At 52.8% G+C, this 11,328-nt stretch carries 9 protein-coding genes; 4 read left to right on the forward strand and 5 right to left on the reverse strand.

Features of this window, described 5'->3' with window-relative positions; genetic code table 11:
- Positions 1-226: 226 nt before the first annotated feature.
- The 3 genes from OKC40_RS20770 to OKC40_RS20780 are packed head-to-tail and all read right to left on the reverse strand — an operon-like array spanning position 227 to position 2,675.
- Positions 227-1,411: a M20 metallopeptidase family protein gene (locus OKC40_RS20770; RefSeq protein ID WP_270796825.1), complete on the reverse strand. Its 1,185-nt coding sequence runs from the start codon at positions 1,409-1,411 to the stop codon at positions 227-229.
- Positions 1,411-1,860: a hypothetical protein gene (locus OKC40_RS20775; RefSeq protein ID WP_042059844.1), complete on the reverse strand. Its 450-nt coding sequence runs from the start codon at positions 1,858-1,860 to the stop codon at positions 1,411-1,413. The genes OKC40_RS20770 and OKC40_RS20775 overlap by 1 nt, the downstream gene beginning before the upstream one ends.
- Complete coding sequence (locus tag OKC40_RS20780) at positions 1,857-2,675, reverse strand: DUF3100 domain-containing protein (RefSeq protein ID WP_042658540.1); 819 nt, start codon at positions 2,673-2,675, stop codon at positions 1,857-1,859. The genes OKC40_RS20775 and OKC40_RS20780 overlap by 4 nt, the downstream gene beginning before the upstream one ends.
- A 512-nt stretch (positions 2,676-3,187) precedes the next feature.
- On the opposite strand from OKC40_RS20780, the gene OKC40_RS20785 reads away from it, so the two are divergent.
- Complete coding sequence (locus OKC40_RS20785; RefSeq protein ID WP_270796826.1) at positions 3,188-4,921, forward strand: SWIM zinc finger family protein; 1,734 nt, start codon at positions 3,188-3,190, stop codon at positions 4,919-4,921.
- A gap of 122 nt (positions 4,922-5,043) precedes the next feature.
- Here OKC40_RS20785 and OKC40_RS20790 read toward each other — a convergent pair whose 3' ends face one another.
- Positions 5,044-5,949, reverse strand: a complete 906-nt coding sequence (locus tag OKC40_RS20790; protein ID WP_270796827.1) for a DMT family transporter — start codon at positions 5,947-5,949, stop codon at positions 5,044-5,046.
- Positions 5,950-6,219: 270 nt separating this feature from the next.
- Between OKC40_RS20790 and OKC40_RS20795 the strand changes: the two genes are divergently transcribed.
- The gene (locus tag OKC40_RS20795) at positions 6,220-7,437 is read left to right on the forward strand and encodes a tyrosine-type recombinase/integrase (protein ID WP_270796828.1); all 1,218 of its coding nucleotides are present in this window, start codon (positions 6,220-6,222) and stop codon (positions 7,435-7,437) included.
- Positions 7,438-7,820: 383 nt separating this feature from the next.
- On the opposite strand, the gene OKC40_RS20800 is transcribed toward OKC40_RS20795, so the two are convergent.
- On the reverse strand, positions 7,821-9,263 hold the full coding sequence (locus tag OKC40_RS20800; RefSeq protein ID WP_201976394.1) for a hypothetical protein: 1,443 nt from the start codon (positions 9,261-9,263) through the stop codon (positions 7,821-7,823).
- Between the two features lie 451 nt (positions 9,264-9,714).
- Between OKC40_RS20800 and OKC40_RS20805 the strand changes: the two genes are divergently transcribed.
- Positions 9,715-9,918, forward strand: a complete 204-nt coding sequence (locus OKC40_RS20805; protein ID WP_024945106.1) for a helix-turn-helix transcriptional regulator — start codon at positions 9,715-9,717, stop codon at positions 9,916-9,918.
- Between the two features lie 373 nt (positions 9,919-10,291).
- A complete protein-coding gene (locus OKC40_RS20810; RefSeq protein ID WP_270796830.1) occupies positions 10,292-11,266 on the forward strand; it encodes a YagK/YfjJ domain-containing protein in 975 nt (324 codons plus the stop codon).
- The last annotated feature ends 62 nt before the right edge of the window (positions 11,267-11,328 follow it).

Below are 11,328 nucleotides of genomic sequence, written 5' to 3' on the forward strand. Positions count from 1 at the left end.
TCCGAAACCAATCAACAGGTTTCGGATTTTCACACATCAGAAGGATCGGTCAATGGATCCTTAACTGATCGGCATTAAGGCCTTGGCCTCTCTTCTGTTTTTTCAGGATGCGTGATTAAGCGCTGCGGGTCGCCAGATTGATAAAGATCTGGGCTCCCACTAACAGGCAGTCATCGTCCAGATAGTAGGGATTCGCATGCAGGTAGTTGCAGATCCCCTTGGCCTGTCAGGCGCTTTTAGTCGTTGCCAGATTGATAAAGATCTGGGCTCCGACCAGCAGGCAGTCGTCATCGAGGTAGTAGGGATTCGCATGCAGGTAGTTGCAGATCCCCTTGGCCTGACAGCCGCTGCCGAGGAAGAACATGGCCCCCTTGCGGCCACGGCAGGCGTTGACCATGTAGCTGAAATCCTCACTGCCGGTCATCGGCTGACCCTGAGCGTTGATCCCCTCAGAGGGCAATACGTCGGCAGCCGCTTGCAACAGACGGGCGCAGGCATCGGCGTGGTTCTCGACGGCCGGATACCCGGCATAGACCATCTTGGTCTTGAAGCCGCGCAGTTCGCTCTGGGCCACGATCTCCTTGAAGCTGTTCTTCAGGATCTGGTCGGTCTCGGCATCCATGGCGCGGATGGTGCCGCGCGCCTGTACATGGTCAGCGATGGCGTTGGGAATGGTGCCGCCGTTGATCATGCCGCAGCCAAATACCGCCGGGCTGAACGGGCTGGTGCGCTTGGCGACGATGTAGTCCATATCCTCGATGATCCGCACCGCTTCGCGGATGGCATCCAGCCCCTTGTGGGGAGTGGATCCGTGGGCAGAGATGCCGTGCACATCCAGCGTCCAGGCGGAGCCCCAGGAGGACATCACACCGTTGTTGAACTTGATGGTGCCGGTCTCCATGGCGCCGTCGTTATGGAGGGCATAGACCTCGTCTACTCCCTTCATGCAGCCCAGCTCCACCATCTTCTCGGCGCCCGGCACCCGCATATCCTCTTCCGCCATCTGGAAGATAAAGCGGACGTTGTACTGCAGGCGATCGCGGTTGGCGGCCAGAAACTTGGCGGCGGTCAGAGCGATCGCCATATGGGAGTCGTGACCGCAGTTGTGGGCCATCCCCTCGTGGTTCGACTTGAACGCAACGTCGCTCATGTCGTGCATCTCGAGGCCATCCATGTCGGCGCGGAAGGCGATGGTCGGCAGCACCGGGTCAACCACCAGATCGCCGTGGAAACCGGTGAAGCCCGGGTAGTCGGTGAGGCGATAGCCAAAGCTTGCCATCAGCTCGCGGCAGTAGGCCGAGGTCTTGAATTCGACGCCGGAGGCTTCCGGAATGGTGTGCAGGTGGTGGCGCACTTCCTGACTGAAGTCACGCAGGGCCAGCAGGGCTGGCTCAATGTGGATGTTGTTCATCAGATGATCCCTTGCATGGAGAAGCCGAGCTGGGCGACCAGCGACGCGCCGAAGAAGCAGCAGGTGGAGACGATCATGAAGATCAGAATCACTTTCCAGGACATCTTCTTCAACTCTTCCAGCTGACCGCCCACCGAGAGACCGGCAAAGGCCAGCAGCGGCACGCAGCAGGAGAGGAAGGAGATCTTGGCGACGGCATCGATAAAGAGGCCGCGCACCGGGGTCTCCGGCAGGCAGATGAGAATGCCGATGATGGTGGCATAGGCAAACGCCGGCAGAGAGGAGGGCAGGTAGCGCTTGGCAATCAGCGAAGCGAACACCACCAGTGACATGGCGATGAAGCTGTCACCCATCAGCCAGAGCGGGGTGCCGGTGGTCAGGGTCTGGGTAAACATGGCCAGCAGGATCGCCAGAAAGACGAACCGCATATCCATTACGATGCTTTTCATGCTTTCTCTCCTTTGGCGGTCAGGGCATAGATTTTTTCAGCGAGCGGCAGACCCAGATAGGTGAGGGAGAGGGCGCCGAGGGCAGAAGAGAGCAGGTTCGAGGCTGCGGCGATACTCAGCACCTGCTGGGCCAGCGCTTCGTCGAGACCGTTGATCAGAGCACCGGAGGCGGCACTCAGCATGGAGCCTGAGCCCACGCCGGAACCGGCGGCCAGCGCCAGCGGGTGCAGACCGGTGAGCGGGGCGATACTGCCCAGCACGCTGAACCAGAGGGTGCCGATGACGGAGCCGCACAGGTAGATGGCCAGCACGCCGATGTACTCCTGGGAGCCGGTGCCGAACTTGCCCTGAATGACCGCAACCGACGGCTCACGGCTGATGGAGGAGCAGGCCCCGATGGCGCGACGGCCAAAGCCGAACTTCACCGCCAGCGGAATGGCGATCAGGATCGGCAGCAGGTTGCCAATCTCCTGCAGGAACAGCGGTACGCCGACGCTCAGGATCATCTTCAGGTTGGGGATGATCATCCCCGCGTACTGGGTGCCCAGGATCAGCAGGCTGAAGCCCACCATCTTGCCGCAGAAGCCCTCTTCTTTCTCGGTGAAGAGCTGCTTCCAGCCGGGGATGCGATCCTTGATCGGCTTGGCGGAAATGCACATGCCGATGATGACGGCAAAGAGCATCGGCAGGATCGGGATGATGGCGATGCCGATCTTGATCTCCTGCTTGCCTATCAGGTACTGGGCCACAAAGATCAGCATGGCGGTTGCCAATATGCTGACCGTGACCGTTTTGAGGGGGCTGGTTTGCTGCATGGTCTGTTCTCTTGTTATTCGTGAGTGTTCCACTTTAAGTGCCATCGCCAACTTGACGGGCTGGCGAATGATGGGGGCATGATAGGGAGGGTCGCGGGGGAGGAATGTGACCTCCATCAAGCTGGCCATATGGCATTTTTTCATGGGGTATGCCCTTTAACCCTGTGGATACCAAGGGTTAAATGTCGTTAACAGATTGCCAGCAATCAGGTGATATGGTGACCTGGGGGCGCCTTGGACAAGTTCAAACAGAGAGCGAAGAAGACAGCTCTCGCGTTAGAGGCTCATCGGTACTATCTGCCTGCAGTGCGATATCAAACAGTTGCATGCGCAGTTCGCGTCCATCACCATCCTGCAAACCATCAAGCCTTATCTGGCCGAGCGCTGGGACGAGTATCAGCACGCCATATGGGATGAGACACCGAGCTTTGATGCGATCTGCTTTCGATAAACCCTGCCATCACATGTATGGCGCCATCTGACCATAGCCACACCGGAGAAGGAGAGCCCCTTTGGCCCACAGCACCTCACATTCTGCTGAACTGATCGATATTGCCGAACTCAAGGCGCAAAGCGGCGACGCCAGCTTTGCCAAGGGGGTGAAACTGGCCAGTCAGGGGGCGGTACAGCAGCTCGCTCAGGATGGTGAGACCATCACCGCCAGGGTACAGGGCAGTCATCTCTATCGGGTAAGACTGGAGTGCGGGCGTACGATGGTGAGTCACTGCAACTGCCCCGCTGCCGACTATCAGACGCTCTGCAAGCACGGAGTCGCCACCGCGCTGGCCTTCAATATGCAGCTCAGCGGCTTGGATGGTGAGGAGGGCTCGGTGGCACAGGTGCCCGATGCGCGGGCCAGATTGCGCGGCTATTTCGAGCGGCAAGCGCAACCGGCGCTGCTCGATGTGCTGATCGATGAGATCCGGCGCGACCCGAAACGCTGGGATTATTGGTTGAGGAAAGTAGAACTGAGTGAGCAGCCGCTCTCGCCGGCCAAACTGAAAAGCATGATCAACAGGGCGCTGCCCAAGCGGGATGTGTGGGAGTGGCGGGAGGTGAGCGACTACTTCAGCGAGGCCGAAGCGTTGTTTGAAGAGATCTGGGAGGGGATCGATACCCTCCCGCTCGAGCAGCAGTGGCAGCTGACCTGTTACGCGCTGGACCGGCTCAATACCGTGCTGTTACAGGTCGATGACTCCAATGGCGATCGCTGCGAGCTGGAGTTTGCGCTCTGCGAACGCCTCCCTGCGCTTTTTGCTCGCTTGCCATGGCCAGAGAGTGACAAGATCGACTGGCTCTTTACTCACCTCATCGAGCAACCGCAGGATATCTTCCCCGCAGAGGAGGCGTTTGGCGATATCATGCACAGTCCGGCCCTTCTGGCGCGCTGCGAGCAGAAGCTCGCCAGCTTGCGGGTGGAACGAGTGCCGAGCGATGAGTATGACTGGGATCTGCAACGCTATACCCTCCCCTTGCTGGATGCGGCCCGCGCGGCCGGTGACTGGCGGCGCGAGCTGACCTTGCTGGCCAGTATTGCCACCATGCCACGGGATTGGCTCCGGCTCTGCAGCATCTGCTGCGATCATGATGAGCCGCTGGAGGGGGAGTATTGGCTCGCCAAGGCGCGCAAGCTGGCGGTATCACCCCATGAAAAGAGTGAGTGCGATGAGGTCGAGATCCGGCTCTCTATCGCCCTTGGCGAGAAGGGGCGGGCATGGCGTCTGGCCCGGGCCGGGTTCGAGCGGATGCCTCATTTTGACGGGTTCAAGCGGCTGCGCCAGTTGCAACAACAGTTGGAGTGGCAGGACGAAACCCTGCTGCCCTGGGCCGAGCTGTGTTTCAAGGATCAGGCCGCGGTCAGTCAGCCGTTCAATTTATCCTCTCATCAGGATGCGCTGGTGCGCTTCTATCTCGATCAGGAGCGGGTGCTGGATGCCTGCAACTGGGTGGCCATCCACAAGATAAGCCCGGAGCTGATGCTTACCCTGGCGGACAAGATCGCCCCGGACAATCCGCTGCTGGCCATCAGTTATACCTTTCGGGTTGCCGCCAGCTATGTGGCGACAGGTCAGAACGATGGCTATGAGCAAGCTGCGGCGGCGCTGCGCAAGCGGGAGCAATCGCTTGGGGATGACAAGGCGCTGCAGGAGAACTTTAGCCAGCAGCTCCGGGCGCTGGCGACCGAATACAAACGCAAGCGCAACTTTATCAAGCTGGTGAATCTCTATTTCGTCTCCCGCCTCTGAGTTTCTCTTATGACGATGCGCCTCTGTCAGCGCCAAGGGATGGATAGCCAGCAATAAAAACGGGTCTGCAGTCGCAGGCCCGTTTGTCTTTGTATGTAGTCAGTGGTACCCGCTATCGGTACTCAGGTGGTGGGCTTTAGCCTGGCACTGCGCAACAGCAGGGGGAGCTGGTAGAGCACCAGGGCACCGAGCACCAGTCCGGCACCGGCCAGTTTGGCGCCACCGAGCGGTTCGCTATAGAAGAGGGTGCTCAGCAGCAGAGTCCAGACCGGCTCCAGCAGCATCATCAGGGCGGCGTGGGCGGTGGTCATCTTGCTCAATGCGTGGGTAAGCAGCCAGTAGCGTAATGTGGTTGCGATCAAGACGCTCGCCGCAAACCAGCCCCAGATGCCGTGGCTGATCCCGCCCTCGGGCCACTGCTCGGTCAGCAGGGAGAGCAGGGTGCCGAGCAGGCCGGTCATCGCCAGCTGGATGCAGGTGAGCCAGGTGGGGGCAATGGACTGGGCAAAGTGGCGATGGACGGCGAGCTGGATGCCGAGGGTGGTGGCCGCCGCCAGAAACCAGAACAGCGAGAGCGACACTCCTGTTTGTTCTGGGTGATCTCCACCCCAGTGGGTGCTGCTGGAGAGCAGCAGCAAACCGGCGATGGCGATAGGCAGGGTGAGCCAGTAGTGGCGGCCGGGTTTGGCCCGAAAGGCGGCCCAGGCGGCCAGTGGGGCCATCAGGGTGGCGACGCTCATGATAAAGGCGCCGCTGCCCAGCGCATCGCTCTGGCTGATGGCGGTAACCCACAGCAGCAGGCTGGCACCGAGCAATGTGCCGCATCCTGCGGCGCGCAGCAGTTGAGCGCGGGTCGGCGGTGGTTCACGCAGCCAAGCCAAGGGGAGCAAAAGTAGGGCGGCCAGCAGGAAGCGGCTGCCGATAAAGGCGGCGGGGGGCAGTTCGCGGATCGCCTCTTTCGAGAAGAGCCAGCCAGCGGCGGCCAGCAGGGTGACCAGTACCATCAGCAGCAGGGGAGTGCGGTTCATCGGGGTCGTCATGGTGAAATGGAGGGGAGAGCATAAAGGAAAGGCGCCAGGTATTGCTACCTGGCGCCTTTCGCATCTGCCTTGAACCGCCGTCGCGGCTCGCGGCCAGCAATCAGTTCATGCCGTATTATCACACTGCTTGTCTAATGCTGTTTGGTGATGTCTATAATTAGTAGACATATCATTGATTTATATGGTTTAACTTTCCATGGTTGTCTAAAGTTATCTTAGGGGATATAAGACAAGTGTGGGTTCAAATGTGGGTTCAAAATGGCAATCTCAGATTCAAAACTCAAAGCAATGCTGCGTGGTCACGATGATGATACGCCCAGAAAGGTTGCGGACAGGGATGGGCTATCTGTTCTGTGGAGGAATAGCGGAAAAGTCAGCTTCGTGTACCGTTATCGAATTGTAGGCAAGGCAAAAAACCTGACTCTGGGATCCTATACCGGTCAGGAGGGGGGGTTGTCGCTTTCCGAAGCAAGGAAAAAGGCGGCGCAATGTCGAGCTTGGTTGGAAGAGGGCAACGATCCCGCCTTGATGACGCGGATCGGGAAAGATGAAAGGCTGAAGCCTGTCACGGTTAAAGATGCACTCGAGTATTGGCTCTGCCATCACGCTGATAAGAAAAGGTCTAACAGTGAGAAGCATCGCCAGCAATTTGCGAAGTGGGTCTATCCCCGTATCGGAGATCTTCCTTTGTCAGATTGTGATACCCGTCACTGGTTGAGTGTCTTTGACGAGTACTCGAAGGTAGCACCTGTGGCTAGTGGGTATTGTTTTCAAAACTGTAAGCATGCTCTGAAGTTTTGCCGTGTCAGACAGTTTGCAGTGAGTAATGCATTGGATGACTTGACCGTCGCTGATGTTGGGCAAAAAGCAAGTAAGCGAGATAGGGTTCTGACGCTAGAAGAACTGCGAACACTATGGGATTGGGCTGAGAAGCTAGGTCCATATTGCTACTACGGAAATTTGGCCAAGATTCTATTGTCGTTCGGTGCAAGAACTCAAGAAGCTCGGCTATCAGCACCCGAAGAATGGAATCTAGCCGAAGGTACATGGACAGTACCTGCGTCTAACTCAAAAACAGGTAATAAAATCGTGAGACCAATACCTGATTTTATTCGGCCGACGATAGACGCCTTGCTGAAAGCCGCCGCCGCACAGTCATCCCCATACTTGCTAGGGGAACTCAAGCGACCAGAAGCGGTAAGTCAGTGGGGAAGGGGGATTTGGAAGCGGCTCGGGCATAGCGCCCCTTGGACATGGCACGATCTGCGAAGGAGCTTGGCGACCCGCCTAAACGAGGCTGGGATTGCCCCTCATGTCGTGGAACAAATTTTAGGCCATGCTCTACCTGGTGTAATGGCTCACTATGTTCATACGGTTCGGTTACCGGAACAAAAAATGGCGCTGGAGTTGTGGGGAGGGATTTTAAACCCATCAGAACAACCGCCAGACAATATTGTGCATCTACAAGTGGGGTAGGGGAGCACAGCACTTTCTTCAGTGATTTGTAGACTGTGCCTATGGAGGGTACACCGGGTTTACCCTCCATGTATTTTTACCCAGCCTGTACAGCTAGTGCCATCTTGTTGTCTGCTCCGTTATGCTACGCAGCCACCTGATGAGCACAAAGCTGATGCGGCGCCTTCCCTGGCCATTAGCCTTGCCTGTCAGGTGGTCTGCTGCCGGTGATCCTGATAGACCCTTTGCCACTTGGCATACTCGCCCTTATCGCCTCTGGCATGTCAGAAAGCACAGATTCGAGCAATACTTCGCTCAAGCCATGAAAGTATAACGCAAAAAGTTGCGAATTTTGTTTTTTTAGCTGGCGTGAGTAATCCACGGCTCAATTTTGTGGATTTATCTTAATCCTTAGGCTGTTGCGAAAATTTATATTTAGATCTATTCCTTACTGGCTTGTGTTGCGATCCCTTGCCAAAAGAACGTGCTTTTTTACCATTTGAACGGGTTGTGTCTACATGGGCTAAAATATCCTGCCTAAATAGAGCCTCTAACTCTTCATATAAAGCATGGCAACTATTGTCACCATCCATTAAATTAAACTCATACCTATCTCCAGGATAAGCAAAAACATCCCCTTTACCGTCCTTTATGATAGTGCTTTTCCAGAGTTGCCCCATCGTCTCTCTTATGTCAAGTTTATGCTCCCAGCCTCGACCTAAAAACAAAAAAACATGCATGTAGTATCCTCTGATAGAGCAATAGTCCAACTTCCAAATATATCCATCCACATGCCTAAATAATGGGTTTCTCGAGCAGTTTATAAAGAGCTTGCGCCGCCCATCGACTAACTCTTCTAGCTTGTATTTGAAGCCTTCGGTTTGGGAAGACATTTTCAATGGATCTTTATCCAAGTCTTTTTTTTCAGACGGTGTAGCTACATTACTAGACTCGATATGGATGTCATCATCTTCAGCATACATATTCTCTATCTCTGGTTTGAAACCCAAACTAAATCTGACCACATAATGAGCTTTTCCTTCCTCTTTTTCTTTTACGTAGCCAAAGATGGATTTAATATTTTGCTCAACATTAAACACTCTCACCCTTACACTTTCTTTATAGCTGTTCGAGTCAAAGACAACGTTAAGAAAGCTTACCAACCCACCAATAACATCATCTGAGTAATATTCATTGAAATCAATATCACCATCAATTGACAGTCTATGAAACTTTATAGCTTTAATAAAGTATGGCACTGCAGGATGCACATTGAAACGCCTCCCAAAGTCTTCATCTGAAATAAATGCATTAATATTTGACAAAATTAGCTTTCTAAGTATCTTTCTAATCTCTTTCTTCTGTGCCGCACTATACACAGGCAATAAATCCTTTTGACTTACCATTCTATCTTTTATTAATTCGAATGCCTTGCTAACACTCTGCTCATCTTCCAAATTACTTATTTCAAAAATCCGCCGACCAATCATAGGTAAATGGTAGTAACTGTATTTTCGAATAGTCCCAATATATCTAAGCAACATAAAAATTCGTTCAAAGAAATCAGCGTCACCCGAAACAATCCGACTTCTTTTCAGGTAATGGCGCCGATTCACCCCAAAAGATTTTATAAAATGAAGTCTATAGTCATCAATTTCAGATGTTTTGAGCATAAGACCTCTACTTATCGTAGCTGCAATATGGGCATAAGTTCTATTTCTTTGAGCTGCTTTCAGTAGGGAATCGCTATACTCATAAATTGAAAACTTTTTAATTATTTCTTCTGTTTCTCCCTTATCTACCTTCCTCCTTTCTTCTTTTGCTATCACATCAATTTCGTCAGTCATGAGTATTCTCCTTTTACGTCACTAGCTATGATGATGAATTACTTGTCTATCAAATAACCATAACTCCGGCTGAATATCACGATAAAAATGCAAAGAAGTAAAATGGCGGACTTCTAGATGTCCGATTCGCACACTTAGCTACAAATCATGGTACATAACCATGATCACACTTAACATGGGAAGTGACTTTGCATGGCAAAGCGAAGCTCATCTGAATTTTCACTCATTCTCCATGGGCTATGTGCATGCTCCTACCTATGGCTACCACTCCGGCTATCGCTACCTATGTGCACCGAGAGGGTGACCATTCCAAACCATAGAAAGTTACCAATATGAAGGCACATACTTGTATTTGGCATCATGACCACTCAGCTCGCTGAACTACCATCTTTTTTTTCACTGGCCCGCTCTTCTGATGAAACAACCCACTACATCATCAGGAGTACACACCATGAACAACACCATCAAAGTCCTGCGCATTAAGGACCTCACCAACAAGATTGGCATGGCCAGGTCTACTATCTATGACTGGCTTAACCCCAAATCTCCTCGTTATGACGAGACATTCCCCAAACCCTTCAAGATAGGTCAGTCCTCTATTGGCTGGTTTGAGCACGATGTTGACAGCTGGCTTATTGGTAGAAGCCAGTCTTGAATGTTCTTTTCCATCCCTAGTGAGCTCCATAACTTCCAGTGTTATAAGTCATGCCTTGATAGGATAATGGATTAGGGAAATAACCATTCCTTCTTATATATGTTTTTTGGTATTTTCGTAGGTGAGGCAGGCGTATCACGTTTAGGTATATTTATTATTTAATATCACTTCTATTCAATACTATTCCTACGCTATGTACAGCCCCCCATATACAACCAATAGCCATTACCACTATCGCGTACCATTACACCACTCCCATGTGGTGGTCATGCTACCACCAGCATAGTTAGCCAATACCACTCCACCAATCGCCCCTATATACGCGTGTGTCTATAACACAGCGTAGGGTTACTCCTGCCTAAGCGAGGCCTTCATGTTTAACTCAGTCAGACTATTAGATATCCTATCCATAACAGACCTGCTCCAAAATACAACGCTTCCTATTGTCAGGGCTGTTAATTCAGCCCCTGGTAAGTCACGCATCACTTGCATTGACCGTAGGCCATCAACCCAACTGTTTAATGCGTTGGATACCGTGTCTGATTATTTTTATTGTCATGAGGAGGTATCGTCAGCGCATCCAACGGTAGCGCTATTCCTAACGCATATGCGAGAGATTTATGGATTGCACCTCATCCATGAGCGATATCTTGATAGTGATGTCGGTGACGAATTAGCCAGGGATATTAATAACGCGCTGTATGCGTTTCTAAGAGAGTTCAAGAGTAAGGCGCACCGTAAGCGCCTCAATAACCTCAAACGCGCTAAGAACCGCAATCAGCTCAGTATAGCGACGTATGTTAATAGCCTATTCGACCAGCATGCCAAGCTATTAGTCATCCGATTGGATATCGGCTATCACGAAGACTACTACGACCAGCTCACGTTAGACCTCGTGACGGAAGATCGGAATTGTTACCTTCGTCGAGTACAGAACAAATATCCCGCTCTGTTAGGCTATATCTGGAAACTGGAGTTCGGTGTTGATAGACGTTTCCATACCCACATTACGTTCATTTTTAATGGGGCAGTTCACCAACGAGATATCTCGTTGGGTATAGCGCTGGGAGAGGTATGGGAAGATATGTCCGACAATAACGGGAGCTATTTCAATTGTCAGGTCAGGCGGGAGGAATATCGGGAATGGGGAACTGATGGTATTGGGATGGTCCACTACAGCGATACAACCAAGCGCATAAACCTGATTAATGCGCTGAGTTATCTGACCAAGCTGGATACGCAAATATTGGCGGTATTGCCAGCTGGTCGTCGGACCTTCGGGCGTATGGAGAGACCATCACGCCAACCTCGCCTTGGCAGACCTAGGTTATTGCGGGAATTCAGATAATAAGTGCGACACTCATGGATGAATGGCGAGAGGTGGCCAACTGCTGATTGGTGGTACCCTTC

Source organism: Aeromonas sp. QDB11, assembly GCF_027705265.1.
GTDB lineage: Bacteria > Pseudomonadota > Gammaproteobacteria > Enterobacterales > Aeromonadaceae > Aeromonas > Aeromonas allosaccharophila.

Coding starts and splice junctions, on each gene's coding strand:
- OKC40_RS20780 (WP_042658540.1), bottom strand. CDS start 2,675: ATGCAGCAAACCAGCCCCCTCAAAACGGTCACGGTCAGCATATTGGCA.
- OKC40_RS20800 (WP_201976394.1), bottom strand. CDS start 9,263: ATGACTGACGAAATTGATGTGATAGCAAAAGAAGAAAGGAGGAAGGTA.
- OKC40_RS20810 (WP_270796830.1), top strand. CDS start 10,292: ATGTTTAACTCAGTCAGACTATTAGATATCCTATCCATAACAGACCTG.
- OKC40_RS20790 (WP_270796827.1), bottom strand. CDS start 5,949: ATGAACCGCACTCCCCTGCTGCTGATGGTACTGGTCACCCTGCTGGCC.
- OKC40_RS20805 (WP_024945106.1), top strand. CDS start 9,715: ATGAACAACACCATCAAAGTCCTGCGCATTAAGGACCTCACCAACAAG.
- OKC40_RS20795 (WP_270796828.1), top strand. CDS start 6,220: ATGGCAATCTCAGATTCAAAACTCAAAGCAATGCTGCGTGGTCACGAT.
- OKC40_RS20775 (WP_042059844.1), bottom strand. CDS start 1,860: ATGAAAAGCATCGTAATGGATATGCGGTTCGTCTTTCTGGCGATCCTG.
- OKC40_RS20770 (WP_270796825.1), bottom strand. CDS start 1,411: ATGAACAACATCCACATTGAGCCAGCCCTGCTGGCCCTGCGTGACTTC.